The sequence below is a fragment of the Selenomonas ruminantium subsp. lactilytica TAM6421 genome (genome assembly GCF_000284095.1).
Classification (GTDB): Bacteria; Bacillota; Negativicutes; order Selenomonadales; family Selenomonadaceae; genus Selenomonas_A; species Selenomonas_A lactilytica.
In genome coordinates, this window is record NC_017068.1 from 1730180 (window position 1) to 1753236 (window position 23057).

At 47.6% G+C, this 23057-nt stretch carries 29 protein-coding genes and 1 pseudogene; 14 read left to right on the top strand and 16 right to left on the bottom strand.

What is annotated here, in order from left to right; genetic code table 11:
* Positions 1–34: 34 nt before the first annotated feature.
* On the bottom strand, positions 35–199 hold the full coding sequence (locus tag SELR_RS18870) for a hypothetical protein (protein WP_014424801.1): 165 nt from the start codon (positions 197–199) through the stop codon (positions 35–37).
* The gene (locus SELR_RS08430) at positions 196–654 is read right to left on the bottom strand and encodes a phage holin family protein (protein WP_041914339.1); all 459 of its coding nucleotides are present in this window, start codon (positions 652–654) and stop codon (positions 196–198) included. The genes SELR_RS18870 and SELR_RS08430 overlap by 4 nt, the downstream gene beginning before the upstream one ends.
* A gap of 52 nt (positions 655–706) precedes the next feature.
* On the opposite strand from SELR_RS08430, the gene SELR_RS18655 reads away from it, so the two are divergent.
* Both SELR_RS18655 and SELR_RS08440 read left to right on the top strand, forming a co-directional pair.
* Entirely contained in the window at positions 707–964 is a 258-nt protein-coding gene (locus SELR_RS18655; protein WP_041914340.1) for a hypothetical protein, read from the top strand.
* Between the two features lie 67 nt (positions 965–1031).
* A complete protein-coding gene (locus SELR_RS08440) occupies positions 1032–1724 on the top strand; it encodes a tyrosine-type recombinase/integrase (RefSeq protein ID WP_231848067.1) in 693 nt (230 codons plus the stop codon).
* A gap of 243 nt (positions 1725–1967) precedes the next feature.
* Here the strand turns inward: SELR_RS08440 and SELR_RS17775 are convergent, their stop codons facing one another.
* Positions 1968–2375 carry a hypothetical protein gene (locus SELR_RS17775; protein ID WP_014424804.1) on the bottom strand — a complete coding sequence of 136 codons (408 nt, stop codon included), beginning with the start codon at positions 2373–2375 and terminating at the stop codon, positions 1968–1970.
* A gap of 54 nt (positions 2376–2429) precedes the next feature.
* Here SELR_RS17775 and SELR_RS19520 point away from each other — a divergent pair, with 54 nt between their 5' ends.
* Positions 2430–2669: a gp53-like domain-containing protein gene (locus SELR_RS19520; protein ID WP_419789602.1), complete on the top strand. Its 240-nt coding sequence runs from the start codon at positions 2430–2432 to the stop codon at positions 2667–2669.
* Positions 2670–2677: 8 nt separating this feature from the next.
* Here the strand turns inward: SELR_RS19520 and SELR_RS08450 are convergent, their stop codons facing one another.
* Genes SELR_RS08450 through SELR_RS19525 form a run of 6 tightly spaced genes read right to left on the bottom strand, consistent with a single transcriptional unit; the run spans position 2678 to position 6991 of the window.
* On the bottom strand, positions 2678–4051 hold the full coding sequence (locus SELR_RS08450; protein ID WP_014424805.1) for a gp53-like domain-containing protein: 1374 nt from the start codon (positions 4049–4051) through the stop codon (positions 2678–2680).
* The gene (locus SELR_RS08455; protein ID WP_014424806.1) at positions 4044–4688 is read right to left on the bottom strand and encodes a phage tail protein I; all 645 of its coding nucleotides are present in this window, start codon (positions 4686–4688) and stop codon (positions 4044–4046) included. Before SELR_RS08455 ends, SELR_RS08450 begins: the two co-directional genes overlap by 8 nt.
* Positions 4681–5799: a baseplate assembly protein gene (locus tag SELR_RS08460; RefSeq protein WP_014424807.1), complete on the bottom strand. Its 1119-nt coding sequence runs from the start codon at positions 5797–5799 to the stop codon at positions 4681–4683. The genes SELR_RS08455 and SELR_RS08460 overlap by 8 nt, the downstream gene beginning before the upstream one ends.
* Positions 5796–6110 (bottom strand): GPW/gp25 family protein, encoded by a 315-nt coding sequence (locus SELR_RS08465; RefSeq protein WP_014424808.1) that lies wholly within the window; start codon positions 6108–6110, stop codon positions 5796–5798. The genes SELR_RS08460 and SELR_RS08465 overlap by 4 nt, the downstream gene beginning before the upstream one ends.
* Positions 6107–6637, bottom strand: a complete 531-nt coding sequence (locus tag SELR_RS17780) for a phage tail protein (protein ID WP_014424809.1) — start codon at positions 6635–6637, stop codon at positions 6107–6109. The genes SELR_RS08465 and SELR_RS17780 overlap by 4 nt, the downstream gene beginning before the upstream one ends.
* 3 nt (positions 6638–6640) lie before the next feature.
* A complete protein-coding gene (locus SELR_RS19525; RefSeq protein WP_014424810.1) occupies positions 6641–6991 on the bottom strand; it encodes a PAAR domain-containing protein in 351 nt (116 codons plus the stop codon).
* 231 nt (positions 6992–7222) lie between these two features.
* Between SELR_RS19525 and SELR_RS08480 the strand changes: the two genes are divergently transcribed.
* The gene (locus tag SELR_RS08480; RefSeq protein ID WP_014424218.1) at positions 7223–7507 is read left to right on the top strand and encodes a transposase; all 285 of its coding nucleotides are present in this window, start codon (positions 7223–7225) and stop codon (positions 7505–7507) included.
* An 8-nt stretch (positions 7508–7515) separates the two neighbouring features.
* Positions 7516–8418, top strand: a complete 903-nt coding sequence (locus tag SELR_RS08485; protein WP_269453574.1) for an IS3 family transposase — start codon at positions 7516–7518, stop codon at positions 8416–8418.
* Positions 8419–8535: 117 nt separating this feature from the next.
* Here SELR_RS08485 and SELR_RS08490 read toward each other — a convergent pair whose 3' ends face one another.
* Positions 8536–8760, bottom strand: coding sequence for a helix-turn-helix domain-containing protein (locus SELR_RS08490; protein ID WP_014424812.1), 225 nt, complete (start codon positions 8758–8760; stop codon positions 8536–8538).
* Between the two features lie 194 nt (positions 8761–8954).
* Here SELR_RS08490 and SELR_RS08495 point away from each other — a divergent pair, with 194 nt between their 5' ends.
* From SELR_RS08495 to SELR_RS08505, 3 genes are all read left to right on the top strand, one after another.
* Positions 8955–9779 (top strand): helix-turn-helix domain-containing protein, encoded by an 825-nt coding sequence (locus tag SELR_RS08495; RefSeq protein ID WP_014424813.1) that lies wholly within the window; start codon positions 8955–8957, stop codon positions 9777–9779.
* Positions 9780–9939: 160 nt separating this feature from the next.
* A complete protein-coding gene (locus SELR_RS08500) occupies positions 9940–10653 on the top strand; it encodes a hypothetical protein (RefSeq protein ID WP_041914344.1) in 714 nt (237 codons plus the stop codon).
* A gap of 249 nt (positions 10654–10902) precedes the next feature.
* Positions 10903–11715, top strand: a complete 813-nt coding sequence (locus tag SELR_RS08505; RefSeq protein ID WP_014424815.1) for a S1 family peptidase — start codon at positions 10903–10905, stop codon at positions 11713–11715.
* 326 nt (positions 11716–12041) lie between these two features.
* Here the strand turns inward: SELR_RS08505 and SELR_RS08510 are convergent, their stop codons facing one another.
* Positions 12042–12317 (bottom strand): hypothetical protein, encoded by a 276-nt coding sequence (locus SELR_RS08510; RefSeq protein ID WP_014424816.1) that lies wholly within the window; start codon positions 12315–12317, stop codon positions 12042–12044.
* Positions 12318–12427: 110 nt separating this feature from the next.
* On the opposite strand from SELR_RS08510, the gene SELR_RS18355 reads away from it, so the two are divergent.
* From SELR_RS18355 to SELR_RS08530, 6 genes and pseudogenes are all read left to right on the top strand, one after another.
* Positions 12428–12643, top strand: a complete 216-nt coding sequence (locus tag SELR_RS18355; protein ID WP_014424817.1) for a hypothetical protein — start codon at positions 12428–12430, stop codon at positions 12641–12643.
* A gap of 48 nt (positions 12644–12691) precedes the next feature.
* On the top strand, positions 12692–13651 hold the full coding sequence (locus tag SELR_RS08515; RefSeq protein WP_014424818.1) for a restriction endonuclease: 960 nt from the start codon (positions 12692–12694) through the stop codon (positions 13649–13651).
* 284 nt (positions 13652–13935) lie between these two features.
* Positions 13936–14151, top strand: coding sequence for an Ada metal-binding domain-containing protein (locus SELR_RS08520; RefSeq protein ID WP_014424819.1), 216 nt, complete (start codon positions 13936–13938; stop codon positions 14149–14151).
* 179 nt (positions 14152–14330) lie between these two features.
* Positions 14331–15296, top strand: coding sequence for an Abi family protein (locus SELR_RS08525; RefSeq protein WP_014424820.1), 966 nt, complete (start codon positions 14331–14333; stop codon positions 15294–15296).
* A gap of 138 nt (positions 15297–15434) precedes the next feature.
* Positions 15435–15801: pseudogene (locus SELR_RS19530) on the top strand (recombinase family protein); the annotation flags it as partial.
* Positions 15787–16806, top strand: a complete 1020-nt coding sequence (locus tag SELR_RS08530) for a recombinase zinc beta ribbon domain-containing protein (protein WP_080585450.1) — start codon at positions 15787–15789, stop codon at positions 16804–16806. The pseudogene SELR_RS19530 and the gene SELR_RS08530, both read left to right, overlap by 15 nt.
* 3 nt (positions 16807–16809) lie before the next feature.
* Here SELR_RS08530 and pyrE read toward each other — a convergent pair whose 3' ends face one another.
* Genes pyrE through carB form a run of 5 tightly spaced genes read right to left on the bottom strand, consistent with a single transcriptional unit; the run spans position 16810 to position 23056 of the window.
* Positions 16810–17394: an orotate phosphoribosyltransferase gene (gene pyrE, locus SELR_RS08535; protein ID WP_014424822.1), complete on the bottom strand. Its 585-nt coding sequence runs from the start codon at positions 17392–17394 to the stop codon at positions 16810–16812.
* Position 17395: 1 nt separating this feature from the next.
* Positions 17396–18112, bottom strand: a complete 717-nt coding sequence (pyrF, locus tag SELR_RS08540) for an orotidine-5'-phosphate decarboxylase (RefSeq protein WP_014424823.1) — start codon at positions 18110–18112, stop codon at positions 17396–17398.
* A gap of 33 nt (positions 18113–18145) precedes the next feature.
* Entirely contained in the window at positions 18146–19072 is a 927-nt protein-coding gene (locus SELR_RS08545) for a dihydroorotate dehydrogenase (protein ID WP_014424824.1), read from the bottom strand.
* On the bottom strand, positions 19069–19857 hold the full coding sequence (locus SELR_RS08550; protein WP_080585451.1) for a dihydroorotate dehydrogenase electron transfer subunit: 789 nt from the start codon (positions 19855–19857) through the stop codon (positions 19069–19071). Before SELR_RS08550 ends, SELR_RS08545 begins: the two co-directional genes overlap by 4 nt.
* Entirely contained in the window at positions 19829–23056 is a 3228-nt protein-coding gene (gene carB, locus SELR_RS08555; protein ID WP_014424826.1) for a carbamoyl-phosphate synthase large subunit, read from the bottom strand. The genes SELR_RS08550 and carB overlap by 29 nt, the downstream gene beginning before the upstream one ends.
* Between the last annotated feature and the right edge of the window lies 1 nt (position 23057).

A 23057-nucleotide genomic window follows, 5' to 3' on the forward strand; every position in this document is an offset into this window, starting at 1 on the left:
TCGAGCCCAGTTTCCAAAATATCCAGCATATCAATCATCCTTTCTTGTTCGGTCGGAAACTGCAGGGGAATGGGCACATATCAAACAGACTGTGCTCCATCTCATCCAGCGTCCCAACATAAAATCCTTGCCGCCGCGCTATATATGCAAAGGCAGCAAATGCTTCATATAATTCTTGCCAAGCTAATGCATTCATCATTCCTCCGGTTTCTCCCGCGCTTTCTTTTGCTGGGTCAGTTGTTCAAGCGACTCGACAATCCTGGTCGGTATCGGCACGCCAGCTTTGGCGGCATTTTCCGTGATGCTGAGCCCCTCATTGGCGATGTAGAAATAAATAGCCATGGCGTATATTTCATTGGAATTCAGCGACACGCTGATTCCGTGCGCTACGGCTACAATCAAAATGATAAATACCTTGCGGGCGATTCCCTTATATCCCCGCCTGCTGTCCAAAGCAAGATTCGGGTTGATGTAGGCCGCCAGCATTCCGCTGATGTAGTCGAGTGCGATCAGCGTGAGCAGGGTCTCAAGTGCGCTGTTCCATGCACCAAACATAAAGGTAAACAGCCCGCCCACTATCCCGACAATTGTTCCCCATACAGCTTCCATGCGTACTGGTATCATTGATCTAAGCACCTCGTAAATTGCATTCATATCCTGTAATTTTCCCCCTATGCTATCCTCATATATGAGGAGATGATTATTGATGAAACTACCTAACGGCTTCGGCACCGTCTACAAATTATCCGGTAACAGGCGGAGGCCGTATGCAGTCAAAAAGACCATTCAGGGAAAGCAGAAATATCTTGGATACTTTGAAACCTTTGAGGATGCCATGGCATTCCTTGTGGACTACAACCGCGACCCTGCCCTGCTCTCCCCCAGCAAAACTACATTTGCTGAGGTCTATGCGCTTTGGAAGGCAAAACACTTCCCTGAAATCCGCCCGAGTCAGTTACCGTAATAGCTACCGCCACTGCTCCCGCCTCCATTCCATGAAATTCGTTGATATTCGGCTGTCGCACCTTGATATGGTGATTGATGATGTGCGGTCGAAGGGATGCGGCCATCCGACACAAAAGAAAGTCAGGTCTCTGCTGGAACAGCTTTATAAGTATGCCGCACGCTATGACCTCGTTACCCGTGACTATGCCCGATACCTTGATATTGACCGGCATAAACCGAAGGTCAAGAAAAAGCCCTTCACCGTCCGCCAGCGGAATAAATTGTGGCGGGGACTGGATGAAATGCCCGAACAGACCAAAATTGTGCTCATGCTGATATACTCCGGGTGCCGGGTGGGCGAATTTCGCCACATCAAAAAATCTGACGTAAAACTGCGAAGAAGGCTTCTCGTTGTGCGCCATTCTAAGACCGACGCAGGACGAAACAGGTATATTCCTATACCTAAGAAGCTAATGCCTTGGTATGAGGCTCTCATGCAGTCTGAGGGCACATACCTCTGTACGCGTACAAATGGTTCTCGCCACACGTACGATTCCTTCCGCCGGGCAGTATTTAACCCTGTGATGGAGCATTTCAACTTGAAACACACACCTCATGAGTGCCGGCACACTCTTGCCAGCATGCTCGACTCTGCCGATATCAACCGAACTGTTACAAAATTAATTTTGGGTCACTCTCTTGAAGGAGTTACTGAACGAGTCTACACGCATAAATCCGTCCGCGAATTACTGCGTGCCATAGACAAGGTTTGTAACTAACCTGTAACTATTCCCCACACTACAAGAGCCGCATGCTGGTATATAGCAAGCGGCTTTCTTTGTGTAGGTAATTTGTCAGTTCTCGGTTGAAGTGGCTTCCTCCGTTGCTGGCGCTGGCTCCGCAGGGGTTTCCTCCGTCTTTTCGGGGACGTACAAACAGCAATTTTTGTTCTGGCACGTGCCATCCGGACGAACCACTTTACGGCAACGTGGGCAACGCTTTTTCACTACAAAAGGCATAACTTATCCCTCCAATTCTTTAATAGCTGCATCAAGTGCAGCATCCAAATCCTGCATCTCAGTCTGGATCTCTTCCGCCAGCTCCGTGTCAGCGTGAATCATCGCATCCATGTACTGCTCGGTAAGAGTTGCCTTGGCAGCGTTATACTCAGCTATAATGCTGGCCTTTTTCTCATCCGTGCTGGGCGTATAAGCGGGCGCATCTGTCGGCTTGCCATCGGCTCCACGGACATAACCAGTACCGTTTTTCCCGGTGCCCTTGTTGCCGACATAATACGACCACTCGTCCTCGTCAATCTCGATATAGCCGTCAGCGATAAGTTCTTCACGTTTCTTATCGTCGATTGAATTATCCAGCGGATATGATGAGATTCGTTTTCCGTCAGAATCAAATTTTGATAAATAATTCATATTATATTCTCCTTTCTCCTGTTCCTCACTGTCAGCCAATGGAGTGATGGCTTTATTGAACAGTGGGGAACATATGAAATAACATCCGGCAATTGGAAAGAATATAGTTTTCCAATTGCGTTCCCTAATGCTTGTTACGGGGTGGTGACAACACCCGTCCCTAATGCGGGAACATCTAGTGCCGCGTCTTCAGTACCGGCTACAATAGCAAGTTATACAAAAACTTCATTTTTTGCCGCGCTCTCTGATACCACGGCCGGTTGGCGGTTTGTTGCATTTGCACTAGGCGAATAAAATAAGTATTAATAACCAACGGCTATCCAATCAAATTTCAGCTTCGTATTCGACACGCCAGAATAGATATGGGCTATCATATTTGATGTTGTTGCGTATATATTTAACGACGTTGTTATTAAATCGCTTTGACTAGTGCTATTAGTGTTTTGGTTAATCATCCCCATAACTTTTGGTGTCGATGTGAATGCGATGGGGAATGTAACAGGTTGACCCGCGGATGGGAATTGCGCAGGGTCAACAGTTCCCCACTGTTCAATAAAGCCATCACTCCATTTACGATACCCGTTCACACCGTAGTGAGATGCTACCACTGTACCGTGAGCACCTGCGTCGTTGAGCTTGGACAGCATTGCAGGCGTCATCAAACCGTTAGCAGATGCGCTGACTACGCCGTAGGTCGTATTGTTATCCGGTGGGACTGACCAAGTCCCGTCCTCGCGTAAGTATTTGGTGGCGCCTGCTGTCGTTGGCGGTTTCGGTACTAGGCCTGCAGCGGCACTGCCGCCCGAGCGGACGAAGGTACTATACTTGGTATCATTGTCTGGCGGAGTTTGCCATGTGCCATCCGCGCGCAGGTATTTTCCTTGGCTGCCAGCTGCAGGTTGAGGAACGAGCCCTGAAGTACCTGACGCCGAAGCAGATGCACCTGTCATTGTAGAAATCGCCGCCCATGTACCATCACCGCGAAGAAAAGCTCCCTGCTTGCCTGCAGCAGGAGTAGGAACAAGTCCTGCTGTACCAGCTTTGGATGCAGATGCGCCTGTCATCGTTTCGTAGGTCGTGTCTTGCGTGGTGAGATTAATAGTGGTGCCGTCGCCTTTGGTAAACGTGATTTGCTTACCGGAAATAGATGCATTCTTGATGCACGCATCGAAAAGCACCTTATGGGCCTCACCGCTGCTATTATGATCAGCCAAATCTCGTGCGGTGAGGAGCCCATTTGGGTCAATCACGGCAGTTACGGAACTATCACTGGAAATCTGGATCGTAAGGTTCAATGCTTCACTGACTACTGTTACGCCGCCCTTGGCTTGCAGATAGTCTGGGTGACTATCTACGGTTACAGCGTAGAGAATTTCACCATCATCCGGATCGGTAGCATAGAGCCCCAGCTCTCGGAGTGTATAACCGTAATCAAGGTTTGCATTAGAAACAACGCCTTCGACAATGCATCGGCCCGCGTCAACGCTAATCGATGATATCGTGATAATTTGTTTAGGACTCACGAGATCCGTAAGCCCCTCAAGGGTTTGTTCGCTCGTAATTGCTCCGTCACCAAGTTTCATTTTTGTAAGCTCCAACTTACAAAGGCCAGCTTCTACCTTGGCACTTAGTGCCTGTCCTTTCTTTGTAAGTGTATAGCCCTGCCAATCAGCCATTGATATTAACCTCCTTATGAATGTGCTGCGCGGTATTTAAGAAGATCGCGTCGAAGATGTTCGGGGCTGTGAATTTTGGTAGCCCTATCATGACGGTCTTATTAACATAAGTTGCAGCAGTAAAAAAGAATTTTGTATCAACGGTGCGGGAAAACTCCACACCATCGAGCCAGCTTCTGGCGTTTTTAGCTTCATTTATTGCCCGTACCAGTTGCCTTATTGTTTGGGGCGATGTCATAGGGCCCTCGATGAGGGCAACCTTGAAGTGATAAGGTTCGCCACCATATTCAAACCACTCCTGTACATGTGCTCCATCAAGGATTGCACTGACAACGGATTGGACTGCATACGGCGTGCCTTTTAGCTTGTGCCATCCAATGCTTTGCTTAACCAGTTTTCGCTTAGTGCCTATATCAAAAGATGAATCATAGGCATCTACGTGGAACTGCCAAGCCAGCTGGTCAACGATATCCTCCTCTAGCTCATCGATACGGGATATTAGTAGTACATATTTAATCTGTTCTGAGATATCATGCATTGATACGTCAAGAGCTTTGGCGGCGCTTTGTACTTCCTTATCTCTGGCCAAGTTCTCGGGCATAATATCCAGCAGACTTAGCTCGGATAATTTAATCATCCGCTACACCCCCATAGGTGACTGTCCGAGAATCGGAGGCCACGGCCACAGCGGTATTATCGACGGAAGTCATAACCGGACTTGTGACTGTTACCTTACATGCGCCGGCTGCAACAATCAGCTGATAGAGTTTTGATGGGTCGAGATCTCGGCCAAGTTTCGCTCGCTGCCAATTCACGTAATCATTAACCGCCTCAGCAACTTTTGCCTGTATGGTTCCAGCTTGTTCTGCATCGTCAGAAGCTATGTGATACGTTAACTCAATATCGTAAGATATTGCTGTTGGCGCGACCACGGTAACAAGGTCAGTCAAAGGTCTAATCTTACTATCGTTGCATACCTCGTTGACATCAGCTAATATCTCATCGCCTGGGATTTCGCCATCAGCAAGCAGAGGATAGATATTGACGTGACCCGGTTCTGGGGAAATAACTTTCACATCCACAATCAACGATGATGCGGTCTTTGCCCAGAATTCATAAGCACCAGCTGGGCCAGCACACGAGAAAGATTCAGGGGCTTCATGGATGCGCTCCCGGTATGCATCATCGTTCTCGGTGGATGCGCCACCCGCGCTCGTCGTGATATTCACGATGCTATCGACATAGGCGACAGGATCGACAATCATCATGAGCTGACCTGGGACATATCCATTCCCTGATACGCCGACGTCGGTACAAGTTGCTGATACTGTTCCTTCTGTTTGGCCAGCGACAATCGTCAAAACTCTGTCAGTAGCAAAGAACATCGTCTTATCTTCTGTCGTTACCCTTGTACCGACAGGGATGATTACCGCCGATGGCTGCACAGCAGACAGCGTAACTTTTAATGTGGTCGTTGCTGCAGATGCAGGGATTCTTGTGGTATCAACCAATACGCCAAGATGGTCTAAGAAATCGCCTTTCGCATACGCCAGAAGATTCATCTTCCCCGTGTAATTCAGTTTGCTTCTAAGCTGAGCAAGTTCATCAGCGACTGACTCAAGGAATAATCTGACAGGGTCACCTTTTGCCAAGGTTCTACCGGATACTTTTTCGTATAAATTAATAACCTCTGTCTTAACATTATTGGTATCCGCATTAACGAAAGTTATATCATTCAAGTTATTCATTCATTAATCACCACCTGTACTGTAGGGAGAAGTTCCCCCTCCTCTCCATTGCCGTCAAACGTTACATTTAGCACCTTAGCTCTTGGTTCATAGGTCTCTATGGCCTCCACAATTTGCCGCGTAAGCTGGCTGATTGCGTGAGGGGTAGGATTATCAAGCATTGACACGTCAAGGCCGAAATCACGGTCTAGTCTAGCCTCTCCTTTCGCCGTTGTGAGGATTGTTTTTACATTCTGCATGATTTCCTCTAGCTCAGTAGCTGGAAGGAAATTAACTTTCGCTAGATCCGCTGTTATATTGATGACGCTCAAGTCAATACACCTCCCAGAATTCTCGAGTTTGTAGTGGCCTCATAATATTCCTGCATGGACAGATTCACGTCGAGGCCTGCAACAGTACCATCGATGTAGTGTGTCGCGGTGGCCTCAACACTTTCAATGAGCCATTTTTTCCCTACAGGCTTACCACTAACCACAAAAGTCAGCACTTCACCGGTCTCACAATAACTGCGGAGTATTTCAAGGCATGATTCTGGGTTTACTCCGAGCCACTTTCGTAACTTGATGCCTAAAGTCAATGTCGTGATATCTGGCCCTTGGAACTCTAGCACTGGTTTGCTGGCAATGATGTCATGTTTTGCGATGCGGGCCTTGAAACTTCGCTTATATTCATCAAAAGTAAGACAGTCATTATAAGCAGCTACTTTAAAGGTCACATCTCCCAGGGACCCTATCTCATTGGCGGCCCCAGGGTTAACACCCAGCGCCTTTGCGTATTTATTTATCGCACTGGTTAAGCCTTTCATGCCGGCTTTTTTCAATTTACTTTTCCAATCCATAGCTCAACCTCCAACGAAAACATTTCCGCTCCCTGCTGCAATACTGCCCCCACAGGATACAGGATCACCAACGCGTCCCGCTGGACTGCTGTTGATGAATACCGTAGAACTGCCTGAGGCAATCACTCCACTGTGTGCGGAATGAGCAGGGCAAGAATGTGGGGCATAACTATCGCCCACACGGCCTGCGCCTATGCCATTAATGAACACGTTGCTACTAGCGGATACCAAAGACGTAGGCGGGCATGCATCATGTCCTGTATCGGCATCACCCAATCTTGTAATTGCTGGCATTTCCCCCCTCCTTAGTTGATATTGACCGTCGAGCCATTGATGACTACAGGCCCTGTACATTGTATGGTCAATCCGCCCGTAGCTCGGTTAAACTCTACAAAAGAGCCGTCGCCAAAGTCTATGCGGCGGATATCGCCATTCGTACTATTAGGGGGCTGCGCTTCACTAAAGAATGTTCCCAGTATAAAGCCATTGGAGTTAGAATATAAATAGTACAAGTCAAAATGAGAAATCCTAAATAAGTTCATGACATGGTACAATATATGTACCTATCTTGAGGAGGATTTCAGAATGGCTAAACAACATGACAAACAGTTTAAACTTGACGCAATTCAATATTACGAAGATCATAAGGAGCTTGGCTTGCGTGGCTGTGCCAATAACCTTGGCATCGGTTACAGCACTTTGACCAAGTGGCGGAAAGAACTTCGTGACTCCGGCGATATCGTTGTAAGAGGTTCCGGCAACTACGAATCCGATGAACAGAAAGAAATTGCCAGATTACGCCGTGAATTGCGCGATACGAAAGACGCACTTGACGTGTTAAAAAAAGCCATCAGCATTCTGGGAAAATAACAGAGGCCATTTATCTTCAGGTCTCTGAACAGGCGGAAATTGCAAAAGAAGAAGGACGCCCTATTTCCGTCTCCGGAATGCTGCGAAAACTTGGCGTTTCACGCTCGGGCTATAACGCTTGGCGCCATCGTCTGCCATCAGACACATCAATAAGGCGACAGGAAGTAAAAGAACAAATCCAGCGAATCTACGATGAGTCTCATCAAAATTATGGTGCACCTAAAATCACATCAGAACTGCGTAAAGCCGGAGAAATCATCTCTGAAAGGACTATAGGTCAGTATATGCGCCAGATGGGGCTTCGTGCTCAATGGGTTAAGCCCTTGGTTCCAACTACCGTTGATCCAGACTTCAGTGACAGTCTGCAGAACATCTTGGATGAACAATTTAATCCGGAACGGCCTAATGCGGTTTGGTGTTCAGACATCACTTATGTATGGACAATTGACGGATTTGTATACTTGACCAGCATTATGGACTTGTACTCTCGCAAAATCATCGCATGGACGCTTTCTGACAGCTTAGAAGTAAGCTGCGTAACGGAAACAATTCAAAAATCGAAATTACGCCGCAACCTCGATTTACCACTGATTATCCACTCAGACCGAGGCAGCCAATACGTAGCTAAAGAATATAAGAAGGCCACCGCACGAATGCAGCGGAGCTATTCCAAGAAAGCTTATCCATGGGATAATGCCTGTATCGAGTCATTTCACGCATTGATAAAGCGTGAATGGTTGAACCGCTTTAGAATCAGGGATTTTAATCATGCTCACAGCCTAATTTTTGAGTATATTGAAGCATTTTATAATACAAAGCGGATTCACAGCCATTGTGGATATCTTTCGCCAGATGACTTTGAAAAACTTTACAAGGCGAGCGTTGCTAGAGAAGCACTATTGGTAAGCTGAAAATAATTAAAATTTCTCATTTTATGTTGTACTAAATCTTGACATAGGACCAGCTGTCCGTGACAACCTGTTTGTTTTGAATTTCTACCAATGCTTCACTCAACGCTGATTTCCTCCTTACACTGCCATATTTGTGGTATCAATAAGCTCACTCGCAAACAAGTAGTCGTAATCCATATTGGAAAAGAACTTGTTATGAATAGTGATGGCCTCCTGAATTGAGATATTGCCCTTCCCCCTTAGCTTGGCATCCAGCCATGCAGGGTTACGCCCCACTGCCGCAGATACCTGAGCATAACTAAGTCCATATCGGGCCATCTCAGCTTTTAGATTTGGAAACATCTTACTTTACCTCCTTACTACGATATTCGGACTCTTTTTTCGTTCTAATACGAAACTCGTTGTTCATGGCTATAATATAATACGGGTCTCGTAATATGTCAACTGATTTTTTCGTATTTCTACGGATTTATCTATTTTATATTTACGGATTTTCGTAGAAATGTTATAATGAAGCTATGAAAGAAGGCGATAAAATGATGGCCCCAAGCGAAAAAATACAGATATGTTTAGATATGAAAAATTTAAAGCGGAAAGATTTGGCCACAGCTGCAAACATGCCTGCGTCTACTATTTCTGACTTTCTAAACGGCAAGACCACAAAATTGGACATAACAAAAGCCCAGAGCATTGCAAACACTCTGGGCTGTACACTCGATTATTTAGTTGGCGACGATACTATTGGCGTTGATATTAGCACGGCACTCAAGGCCGAGCGTGAAGAACACGGAGAAACCACTGACATCGTTTCCTTGAATACAAAAATCCCCGAAGCACTTATTATGAAATACGAACACGGAGATGAGCCTGTCAGCTTTTTCCTCTTTGGCAAGCTGTGCGAACACTACGACCTGTCCGTATGGGACTTTCTGCAGAAGTACGACTTCTACGATGAATACATCCCGCCTCATTTCAATGGTGATGCTGGCGCCTACGAAGCCTTTAAGAAGGCCGAGCGCGAGGATGCGCTCAAATCATCCGCCGGCTACCCGGAACTTAGGGATATTGTAGAAAAAGGAATGTATGTAGTTAATGGCCAGCCTGCGAGAAGGTCTTTTTATCGTGACCTCCATTTAGATGTCGAGCGGATTTATATGCATCCTTATGCAGTTTGGGCGCCGAACGAGAACATCAAGGGCGATGAAGAAGCTGCTGTAGAGGAATTTGTTTCTGTGACAAAACAATACGCCACTGATGCGCAAGTCGCAAATCTGGAACATGCGCTCGCAAATGCCAAAAACCTAGATGAACGCGTTAAAACGGCTATGGCCTATTATTATGAAATCGTTATAGACAGATAGTGCCCCCGGTTATCCTCCCTAATTCAGCAAAACTACCAAAATGGTACTTTTGAACCTCCACGACATCGACTACCGCTTGATGGAGCAGTTCCATATAGAGCTGAAATGGGCATAACAAAAAGCCGCCCATAAGGACGGCTAAAGAAAGAAGCGGATATTATTGGCTACCATTCAGGATCATATACGGTTATCAACAAATACGTACCCAATTTTCGAAATGGCGGAAACTATCCAGCGCATCTACAATCCGCCGGCACTAAAGGCATTTCAGAACGCCATTCAGATACCCTGCGCTTCACCGGCTATGCAAACTACTGCGATTACAGCTCAGCTTACGCAGGCGCAGGCTATAACGGCAGCGGCATTCCACCCCGCTATTGAGGCTGTTGCAATGTACCAACAACCATATATGTCTATGGCTGCGGCAATGACTGAATATCAAAGAACGCTGGCACATATTTCCAGAATCCCCGAGCTGATGAAGATTCAAAATACAATTCTCCAATTAGAACATTTCATCCCAGCCGTTATAATGCCTCCTGCACTATCAAATGTATCAACACTGCTCCCTGCTTTAGAATATCTTCACACTGAACAGCCGGATTCTTATCAACAGATTGATACCATTTTGTCCGTTGAAATGGATAAAGATACTCCTATTGAGCAATACATTCAAAACCTGTTGTTGAAGATTAAAGACACCACTACTGCTAGTATATCTGATTTACCACAATATCTGTTTGGATTAGCACAATCTTTAGATTTAGTCTCACCTTTCGTTGATGAGCCCGCGAGAACCAGTATCGACCAGTTAAATTCACTTCTTATTGTACTGGCGTATGTAATTCTTCAAAACATCCCAAAAAGCAAGTAATATCATCAAATAAGCTGCAGTTTTCCAAGGATTTACCGACATTCTTATAATTGTAGCAGCAGCCATAGCTACTATGACAATATGGATTATAAGCTTGTACATTATTCTCCCTCACTTTCTGCAATATATCTAGGTATATTATACCATTTTATTGCAAAAAGTGCTCTACGCTTTTATGCATAAATATGAACCTCGCAATATAAAAAAAGCCGCCCGGATGAACAACTCGATAAAGAAAGGATAGGTATTATGGATTTTCTAGATTTACTCCCATTTACCACAACAAAAATTGAAGCCACCACGAATACTGGTCAGCTTTCTACAGGTACGGGTTTTTTCTTTGCCTTTAATTCTGACCAACAACAATCATATATTCCCGTATTAATAACCAATCGTCATATGATTGAAAATATGCTATCCATTACTATAAAAATCACCACAAAGAAAAACAATATGCCACAGATAGGTAATTATCTCCCCTTCACCATAGAGCTTAATAAAAGGTATGTGATTATGCATCCCGATAAAGGCATCGATTTATCAATAATTATATTAGCTCCGTATATTAGTCCGCATATAAAGTCCTTATTTATACCATACCTTTCTAAGGAAAACATTGCCACAGAAAAAGAATTACAACATATTAATATTTTACATGACATAATCATGGTTGGATATCCAGATGGAATATCAGACGAAATCAATAATATGCCTATTTTCCGAAAAGGAATTACAGCTACCAATCCATCTATTGACTATAATGGACGTCATGAATTCCTAATAGATGCATCTTGTTTCCCTGGTTCCAGCGGCTCACCAGTGATGTCATACGAAAATGGCATGGTCAAAGATGCTGATGGTAATTTTACAATTAATTATGGCACAAAACTAATCGGAATCCAATCGAAAACTTTTCTGCATAATTCTAACGGAAAAATTGTACCAATAGAAATCCCAACACAAGTCATACCAGGAGTTATTACGTCTATTCCCAACAATCTTGGTATTGTTGTAAAAGCATCATGCATACTCGATTTTGAATCACTTCTTCCACCGCACTAAAATATAACATCTGTAAATTTTGTATACCTCTTGAGAACAGTATAATCCATAAATCAAGCCCCCACGCTCGATAAGGAAAGGAATGATGCTATGAATTTTAGCAAGAACCATTTGCGCGATAAAGCAAACAGCGCAGATTTTAGGCAGTTTCGTCGATCCGTATTCCGCGAATACGCCAGTTTCCTAAAAGAAAAGATACAGCACAATTATGAGTGGTCAGTGAAGTTCATCCTTCATTAGAAGCGCCACAAGACGTAAAAGCACCCCTCGATAGTGAAATTAAAGGATTCATAAAGGCTACTAAGGATATCAAATTGCTATCTTCCTCATCTGAAGAACCTTCTACGGACAATATCTCTGACGATACGCCCACAAATGGCAATCCTACCGAAGAATGATTTTGCTTCGTCATTCTCCGCTTTGAGCTGAACCATCTCGAAAAATTCCAAATCCGTCTCAAAACGTTCCAACATATATTTGAGGAAATCGTTATCTATAGGCTTTTCCTCCATCGCCCTTATTTGCTGATGCTGAACTTTTACGCACGATACGATTTCCTTTTCATGGAGTGCCAGCAGGAATGAATTGAGAAACTTCATCATGTTCGACCGCCTCACTTTCTGCAATATTATCACCTATATTATACTATTTTATTGCAAAAATATCACAAATAAGCCGCCCGGATAGATGACATACGAAAGGACTGATATCAATGATTAAGAAAATAGCGCTGGCAACACTGACCGCAGTATGCCTCTCCATGGCAACTCCTGCCCTAGCTTCTGACTATCTGGCGAATCCGCGCTCTATGAAATTCCATTACGCATCCTGCCGGACCATCAAGCATCCCGAGAACTTTATCCCGTACAGTTCCCGTGATGAAGCCATTACAGATGGTTATGTCAGCTGTGGAGTATGTAAACCATAAAAATAAGCCGCCCGGATGGACGGCATGTAGAAAGGATATGTTGATATAATGCAGTTACCCCTATTTTCTGATGAAGAACTTCCTCAAGGCTATTGGTTTGTACGAACCGAAGGTGGAAAGTACTACCGTGAATTTAAAGAGAATGGCTATATCGCAATAAACTGGAATGACTTTGTTGATCTTGATGAAATCACTGACCTTACCCTGAGACAATTAAAAGATAAAGTCAAAGACCATTACGAAGGCGAAAAGCGTCCTGGCGTTGCGGCTGCGCAAATGCAAACTTTTGTTGGCACGATGCGTAAAAATGATATTGTACTTATTCCAAATGCCCGATCCAGAGAGATTTCCTTCGGTATTGTTAAGTCCGATGCCTATATACAGTCAAAAGATGATATTCAAGAAGGAAAATGTCCTTTCCGAAAGCGGCGAAACATAAAATGGATAAAAACGGTTGACCGCGCAAATCTGGACCCATATCTGTATAGCTTAATCAATACCCATCATTCTATTTCTAGCGCAAGCAAATGCAGTAACTTCATTAACAGAACATTATTTGACTTCTATGGTAATGATGAAGAGACTCATCTCATATTTAACGTTACTACTCATGAGCCTATCAAGAACTCTGAACTACGCGTTTTAATGAACAGCATCTATGGCGTAGCTGAGATATTCAATAATGCGCACCCAGAATTATCCGTAGACATGGATGATGTTATCTTTAAAGCTAGTGTTAATTCGCCAGGTCCTATCGAATGGGTAGGAAAAAAGAAGAATATGGTTTTTGTTCTTGTACTTCTTCACTTTTTCGTTGGCGGAACGCTTGACGTCGGTCCAGTTCATTGGGAAACCAAAGGGGTTATTGGCTACGCGATGGATGCTTACAAGGAATATAATGATAACCATCTAAAGGAAATGGAGCTAACTAAAAAGGTCCTTGAAGAAAAACTGCCAGTTCCTAAACAAGGTATCCAGGAACTACAGGCTTCCAACAAGGACCTCTAACCACCATCATTTATACGGCGACGAAATGGTGAAGAAATTTATCAGAATGACAAGTGATACTGTTATCCCGATAAGATTTCTATAGACAGGCTTTAACAAGCCCTTACAAAAACGTTTCAGCGGAATATCAACAAGTACCCACAACAGATAAAAGACTAACAAAAATGTGATGGCGCATGACAAATAGTGCATTACTAACATGATAACCATCCCCCTTTAGCCTCTATTATAACGAGCTTCGCCATGAAAATCTAGTAGCTTGCAATAAAAAAGGAAGGATTCCCATGTTCAAGAAAATAGCTTTGGCCACGCTGGCCGCTGTCTGTGTATCAATAGCTACCCCTGCCCTGGCATCTGACTATCTCGGTAATCCCAAGTCGATGAAGTTCCACTACTCCAGCTGCTCCACAATAAAGCATCCGGAAAGGTTCGTGGAGTTCAGCACCCGTGACGATGCCATTGCTGCGGGATATGTACCGTGCAAGCGGTGCAATCCGTAATCACCACTATATATAGTATAAGAAGGTTATTTTAGCAGAATATCTAGTCTTTGTCAATTTTTTCTTGACATCAAGTTTATTTTTGTTATAATGGAGAGCAAGAAGAGAGTGCTGATGTCTCCTACGGGAGCTCGGCGCGGGAATAGTCCTCTCCATTATTGGAGGGGGCTATTTTTGTTATGACAACACCCGCAAAGCCATTCCGAACTCTATCGGAACAGATTGAACTACTGAAGAGCCGTGATTTAATCATTACGGACGATGAGCAGGCCAAAAAACTTCTTCTCAGCAACAACTATTACAACATCATCAATGGGTATAGCAAGTTTTTCCCGACCAATCAGGATCACTATACAAATGGAACATCCCTTGATGAGGTAATCCGTTTATACACCTTTGATGTGGAGCTAAAGCAGGCCTTTTTCAAAGCAGTCCTTGCTGTTGAGGCACACTTAAAAGCCATTTTTGCCTACCATTTTGCAGAAGCATATCATCATATACGTTATTCGTATCTTGATATCGCCTGTTATGATCAGAATCGCGTTCTGGATGCGGTTCAAACTATCCACAAGTTATCAGGCATAATCAATCATCAAAATAAATTCTCCGACTCCAGTATCCATCATTATGTGCATGCCTATGGCAATGTACCTATATGGGTATTGGTAAACTATATAGACTTTGGTGACCTTCGGTACATGATTATAAATTCTAAAAAACCTATCCAAAATAAGGTTTCTCGTGATATTTTAGATTTTACAAAGCAAAATCTCCCCCACATCAGCTTATTCCCACCCGAAAATATGCTTGACCTGTTGGCCAACATAAACGAACTTCGCAATGTTTGCGCACACAATAACCGTATGATTGGCTTTAAGTGCCGTCGTGACAGCAGGTACTGGCCTGAATTACATGACCGTTATAATTTAGCACAACGCAGTGAACGCCGGGATGTATATTCTGTCTATGTTTCCTTGCAATGCTTCTTGAGTGAAACTGAATTTTCTTGGCTCCATAACACTATTCGAAAAAGAATGCGAACTCTTAGCAACGGTCTTCAATCCATTGATACGAATCACATTCTAAGGTTATTGGGATTTCCCGATGACTGGCATTTGACAGCTCAAATACGGCATCAAAAATAAAAATGAGCCGCCCCTGCGCCAACAGGAACGGCCTGGATGCAATCAGTCTGAGAGAGACTAATCACACTACCCAAAGTAGATTATACCACCTCTCAGGCTTGTTTGCCAAACGCAAATAAACTAGAGAGGTGTTTTATTATGAAAAAAGCAGCGCTTTATATCCGTGTATCCACCGAGGAACAGGCCAAGCATGGCTTCTCCCTATCTGAACAGCAGCATGATCTGGAGCAGTACGCCCTTGCACACCATTATACTGTCGTTGGCGTGTACGCCGATGAAGGCAACACCGCCCGCAAAGCACTCTCCCGCCGTAAGGAGCTCCAGCGACTCCTTGACGATGTGCGGGCAGACAATCCTGCTGAAGTGCTTGGACCGCTGGTTCCGCAATGTGCGGGATTATTACAAGGTGCAGGACGTTCTCGACCAGTACGGCGTAAACTGGGAATGCACGCAGGAGGACTACAATACCACCACGACCAATGGGCGGCTGATGCTGAACCTCAAACTCTCCATCGCCCAGAATGAATCCGACCAGACCAGCGACCGCATCAAGTATGTCAACGAAGGAAAGCATCGCCGCAAGGAGGAAACCACCGGCAAGCATCCATTCGGCTATGAAATCAAGGATAAGCATCTGGTGGTCATCGAAAAGGAACGGCCTATAGTCGAGTTCATCTTCCAGCAAATACTGGCGGGGTACGCCACCCACTCCATTTTCCGCAAGATACTCGATAAGTTTGGCATATCCATTGACGCCCGCCGTGTTTGGCGTATTTTGCGTAATCCAACGTATAAGGGAGTTCGCTACGGCATCCCCGACTACTGCCCGGCCATTATCCCTCCAGAGCAGTTTGATCGCGTACAGACAATTCTCTCCCGCAATCAGCAGCCAAGACGATCAGGAAGAATTTATCTGTTCTCCGGCAAAGTGGTCTGCCCATCCTGTGGTACTATCATGGTCGCACATCGAGGTTACGTCAACAAGAAAAAAAATAGCTATCAACAAACCTACATCTGTGGCAATCGCTATATCACAGGTAAGCCGCATACCGCAGGGGGATGCTTGTTCGGTGGCGGTATCAGTGAGAACGTAATCGAAAAATTCCTGCTGAATAACATCCGTCCGCTATTAGAATCATACCTCATTCATTTTGACCAGCAAAACAAGCATGTTCCAGAAAAGGATAAAATAAAATCCATCAAGACAAAGCTTTCCCGATTGAAAGACCTCTACCTTGATGGATTGATTGATAAAGATAGTTATAAAGTTGATTATGAGCGACTGCAAAAAGAGCTTGCCCAGGCTGCCTATGCAGCAGCCAACCAAAAGACCATATCACCGCTGGTTGATAAAATCATGGATGACGATGATTTCGTGAATACCTATCTCACTCTGCCACGCGAGCAGAAAAGAGAACTTTGGCAAAGCCTTATCCAGCGCATTGAGCTGGGCCGCCGCCCGGAAGAACGTGGAAAATCCTATAAGGATATCCGCATATTCTTCTACTGAAAACTATACATTTACCTTACCAGTACTCCCTCTTTTGGTCATCGGAATCCCCTGTTTGCACAGCGGACATTCCTCAGGCTTGTAGGTTTCCACATCCATATGCAGGAGTGCCGTGCAAGGCACGTCACCGAAGCTGGCTTTGCCGCCGCTGCGGTCAACCAGCATGCTGACGGCTACAGGAATGCCGCCGTGGGCTTTGACCACTTCGATGACTTCCTTGATGGAGCCACCGGTGGTCACAATGTCTTCCACGATCAGGCAGCGTTCCCCTTCATGGAGGCTGAAGCCCCGGCGGAAGGTCATCTTGCCGTCCACCCGTTCCGTGAAGATGGCACGGGTTCCCAGGGCCTTGCCCGTCTCATGGGCCAGCAGGATGCCGCCGGTCACAGGGCCGACTACCGTTTCAATGTTGGCATCCTTGAACTTCTCAGCCATGGCCTGGCAGAGTTTTTCCGTGTATTTCGGCTGCTGGAGCACATTGAACTTTTCCACATAATGAGGGCTGTGCAAACCGGAGGTCAGCAGAAAATGACCATCCATAATCGCCCCCGTTTCAATCAGTAATTCTTTTACTTCCTGTTCCGTCATCTTATCTTACGTTCTCCATTTCTTCTATAATCTTCAAAGCGGCAGCCTTCGGATCAGCCGCGGCATAGATGGGACGGCCAATCACCAGATGGGTGGAACCATCCTTCAAGGCATTGGCCGGCGTTGCAATCCGGCTCTGGTCGTTGACATCACTGCCTGCAGGCCGGATGCCCGGCGTGACAATCAGGAAGTCATCGCCGCAGGCTTCCCGAATAAGGGCTGCTTCCTGGGCAGAAGCCACTACACCATCCAGGCCGGCTTTCTTGGCCAGTTTGGCATAGCGCACCACAGCGCTCTTGATCTGGATGGCCTGTCCAAGGCCTTCCCAGTCCTCCTGATTGATGCTGGTCAGTACCGTAACCGCGATAAGCTTGGGACATTCAATGCCCATCTTCTCGGCTTCCGCATGCATCCGATCCACAGTGGTCTTCATCATGGTATAGCCGCCGCTGGCATGGACATTGAGCATGGTTGCCCCCAGTCTCATCAGCGAGCAGATACCGCCCGCCGCCGTATTGGGTATATCGTGAAGTTTGAGATCAAGGAAAACATCCTTTCCCTGCTCCTTGAGCCAGGTTACCACCTGAGCGCCCACACTGTAAAAGAGCTCCATGCCCACCTTGTAATAGGACACACTGTCTCCTAATGTCTTTACCAGCCGTTCCACATCTTCCATCTTGTGAACATCAAGGGCTGCTATCAAGCGTTCATCTGCCATAACCGGGCCTCCTGTATACTGTAAAAATTTGACTTAAAGTGCTGCACCGATAATATCCTGCACGGATTCCAAATGCTGCTGCGCCAGATAATCATTGATGCCATCACAGATCTTCATGGTCACAGCCGGATCATGGAAATTAGCCGTACCTACTGCCACGGCACTGGCTCCTGCCAACAGGAACTCAATGGCGTCCTCGGCAGAACTGATGCCCCCCATGCCAATCAGGGGAACTTTGACGGCTTTGGCTGTCTGATAGACCATGCGCAGGGCCACAGGCTTCACGCAGGGGCCGGACAGGCCGCCGGTGATATTGCCCAGCGTGGGCTTCTTCGTGCGGATATTGATTTCCATGCCCATCAGGGTATTGATCAGGGAAATTATATCTGCCCCCGCATCCTCTACGGCTTTGGCCATGGTAACGATATCGGTCACATTAGGCGAAAGCTTCAGGATAACCGGCTTTTTCGTATGAGTCTTGGCCTCTTTGACCACAGCCGCCGCAGCTTTGGGATCGGTACCGAAGACAATGCCGCCCTCCTTGACATTGGGACAGGAGACATTGAGTTCAATGGCCGCCACTCCGGGCACATCCAGCATTTCCGCCAACACGCCGTATTCTTCCACCGTACTGCCTGAGATATTAACGATTACATTCATGTCATACTTCGTGATGCGGGGCAAAGTTTCCTGCAAGAAAACCTCCACGCCGGGATTTTCCAGACCGATGCAGTTGAGCATACCGCCGGGCGTTTCCGTAATGCGGATGCCTTCGTTGCCCCGGCGGGGCTTCAAGGTGGTGCCCTTGACCATGACGCCGCCGAGCCTTGACAAGTCAACGAATTCGGCAAATTCCTCGCCAAAGCCGAAGGTGCCCGAAGCTGTGAGCACTGGTGTATTCATCTGGATGCCAGCGATATTGGTATGCAGGCGTTTATCCTGCAGATTGATAGTACTCATGACAGGTCAAACACCTCCTGGGCATAGAATACTGGGCCGTCCTTGCAGACCTTCTTGCGCTGGCCGTCCGTGGTGTCGATGGAACAGGACAGGCAGGCACCAAGGCCGCAGCCCATGCGCTTTTCCAGAGAAACCTGACAGGGAATACCATGCTCATGGGCAATCTTGGCGATGCCCTGCATCATGATTTCCGGGCCACAGGCCACAACGAGGTCGTAATCACCCTTGGCCAGGATTTCCGGCAAAGCCGCGGTGGTGAAGCCCTTCTGCCCATAAGAGCCATCATCCGTGGTGCAGAATACCTCCTGCACCAGCGGCATATATAGCTCTTCCCAGAAAAGCTCCTGCTTTGAGCGGCCCCCCATCAAGATATCGGCCTTGCCTTCCATGGCGGAGGCGTAGAACAGCAACGGGGAAAGCCCCATGCCGCCCCCCACCAGCAGGGGGCGCTTAGCCGTCATAGCAAAGCCGTGCCCCAAGGGCCCCAGCACATTGATAACAGCCCCGGTCTTGACCTTGGCCAAAGCCGCCGTGCCCTTCCCCACCGTGCGGTAGATAAAGGCCACGGTGCCCGTCTGCAGATTGCGGGCGGCAATACCCACGGGACGGCGCAGGGTAAAGGCACCATCGGGGATCTGCAGCTGGACAAACTGTCCCGGCTCTGCCTCCCGGGCAATTTTGGGGGCTTCTACCTCCAGGTAGTACACCCCGCTCACCAGTTCCCGGTTCAGGATAACCTCGGCATCCACCAAAGCCTTAGGCAAGGTCGTCACCTCCGCCCACATAATCCTGGATGGCCAGGGAGTAAACCAGACGGCGCTCCCGCATAAAGGACAGCACCCGCATTACTTCCCAGGCAGTATCCAGCGAGGTCAGGCAGGCAATGCCATGCTCTACGGTGGCCCGGCGGATCTTGAAACCATCCTTCAGGGAATGTTTGCCCTGCGTTAAAGTATTGATAACCATATGAATCTTGCCGGTCTTGATCTTCTCGATGATGTCGGAGCTGCGCTCATGCACCTTGCCCACCACTTCCACATCGATGCCCATGGACTTGATGGCCTTGGCGGTACCTTCCGTGGCAGCGATATTGAAGTCCAGCTCCGAGAAGGCCTTGGCCAGCTGTTTCATCTCTTCCTTGTCCTTATCGGCTACGGTGAAGAGGACGCATCCCTTGGTGGGCACATTGATGCCGGAACCCACAATGGCCTTGTAGAGGGCTCTTGCATAGTGATAGTCAATGCCCATGACCTCACCCGTGGATTTCATTTCGGGGCCAAGGGCGATATCCACGTCCGTCATCTTGGCGAAGGAGAATACCGGCGCCTTAACTGCCACATAGGGTTTCGGCGGCACCAGCCCCGTGCGGTCGCTGACATCCTTCAGGGATGCGCCCAGCGCGATGCGGGTGGCCAGATTGACCATCTTCACATCCGTTACCTTGGACAGGAAGGGCACCGTACGGCTGGAACGGGGGTTCACTTCGATAATGAAGACCTCATCGTTGACCACGACGAACTGGATATTCAGCAGGCCTTTGACATGCAGGGCCACCGCCAGCCGCTTGGTGTAGTCGATGATGGTGTAGAGCACCTTGGAGGGCAGTGTCTGGGCCGGATATACGGCGATACTGTCGCCGGAGTGAACGCCGGCCCGCTCCACATGTTCCATAATGCCCGGGATCAGCACATCGATGCCGTCGGAGATAGCATCCACTTCCACTTCCGTGCCCTGCATGTAGCGGTCCACTAACACCGGATGATCCGGCGTAACCTTGACGGCCCGGCTCATATAGTCGCGAAGCTCTGCTTCGTTGTAGACGATTTCCATGGCCCGGCCGCCCAGTACGTAGGAAGGACGTACCATGACGGGATAGCCGATGCGTTCCGCACCGCTAATGGCGTCTTCGAGATTCGTGACGCTGATGCCCTGGGGACGGGGAATCTGAGTCTGTGTCAGCACTTCATCGAAGCGCTCTCTATCCTCTGCCCTATCGATATCGTCAACGGAAGTACCGAAGACCTTGACGCCAGCCTTCTGCAGGGAAGCCGCCAGGTTGATGGCGGTCTGGCCGCCAAACTGGACGATAACCCCTTCGGGCTTTTCCTTGTCGATGATGTTCAGCACATCCTCGGTGGTCAGCGGTTCGAAATACAGTCTATCAGAGATATCGAAGTCCGTGGATACGGTTTCCGGGTTGTTGTTGATGATGATGGCTTCAATGCCCATTTCCTTCAGCGCCCAGACAGAATGTACGGAGCAATAGTCAAATTCCACACCCTGACCGATGCGGATGGGGCCGGAACCCAGCACGATGACCTTGCGCTTGTTGGAAACTTCTACTTCGTCCTGCTCCCCGCGGAAGGTGGAGTAGTAATACGGCGTAGCAGCTTCGAACTCAGCGGCACAGGTATCGACCATCTTGTAGCAGGGCAGTACGCCCATGCTCTTGCGGGTGGTGCGGATCTCGTCTGCCGTCTTGCCCGTGATTTCCGCGATGGATACATCAGCAAGGCCCACATTCTTGGCTGCCAGCATCAGGCTCGGCGTCAGAGCATCCTCAGCCAGCTGGTTTTCCACCTGAGCGATATTGTTGAGCTTATTGATAAACCACTTGTCCACTTTGGTAATGTTGTGGATTTCATCCACCGTGGCAATGCCCCGGCGCAGGGCTTCAGCAATCACAAAGATACGCTCGTCATTGACGCGGGCCAGGTTCTTCTTGACACGCTCATCATCCCAATCAGCCATCTTGGGCATATGGAGACGATGTACACCGATCTCCAGCGAACGCACAGCCTTGAGGATGGCGCCTTCGAAATGACGGTCAATGCTCATAACCTCGCCGGTAGCCTTCATCTGAGTGCCCAGGGTCTTGTCCGCATAGACAAACTTGTCAAAGGGCCAACGGGGGAATTTCACCACGCAGTAGTCCAGGGACGGCTCAAAGCAGGCCTTGGTCTTCTGGGTGACGGCGTTGGTGATTTCATCCAGGGTGTAGCCAATGGCGATCTTGGCGGAAACCTTGGCGATGGGGTAACCCGTAGCCTTGGAAGCCAGGGCCGAAGAACGGCTTACACGGGGGTTAACCTCGATTACATAATAGCGGTTGCTGTTGGGATCCAGCGCATACTGGGCGTTACAGCCGCCCTCGATGCCCAGCTCGCGGATAATGCGCAAAGAAGCGCTGCGCAGCATCTGATATTCATGATCCGTGAGCGTCTGGGACGGAGCCACGACGATGGAGTCACCGGTATGCACGCCCACGGGATCGAAGTTTTCCATGTTGCAGACGGTGATGCAGTTGTCATTGCCGTCCCGCATGACTTCATACTCGATTTCCTTCCAGCCGGCCACACTGCGCTCGATGAGCACCTGGCCAATCAGGGAGTAATTGAGCCCCTTGATGACGATATCGATAAGTTCTTCTTCGTTCTCGGCAATACCACCGCCAGTACCGCCCATGGTGTAGGCCGGGCGCACGATAACGGGATAACCGATACCGTTGGCAAACTCCACGGCGCTGGGCACATCTTCAACGATGGTGCTTTCCGGGATAGGTTCGCCGAGCTTTTCCATGGTTTCCTTGAAGAGTTCTCTATCTTCTGCCTGCTTGATGGCCGACAATGGCGTACCCAGAAGTTCCACATTGTACTTTTCCAATACGCCGTTTTCTGCCAGCTGTACAGCCAGGTTCAGACCAGCCTGACCACCTAAAGTAGCCAACAGGCCATCCGGTTTTTCCTTGGCGATGATCTCTTCCAGGAATTCCGGCGTCAGCGGTTCGATATATACTCTGTCGGCAATATGGGTATCCGTCATGATGGTGGCGGGGTTGGAGTTTACCAGCACCACTTCCAGCCCTTCTTCTTTGAGGGCACGGCAGGCCTGGGAGCCGGCGTAGTCAAATTCCGCCGCCTGACCGATGATGATGGGGCCTGAGCCAATTACCATTACTTTTTTGAGATTTTCCTTCTTTGGCATC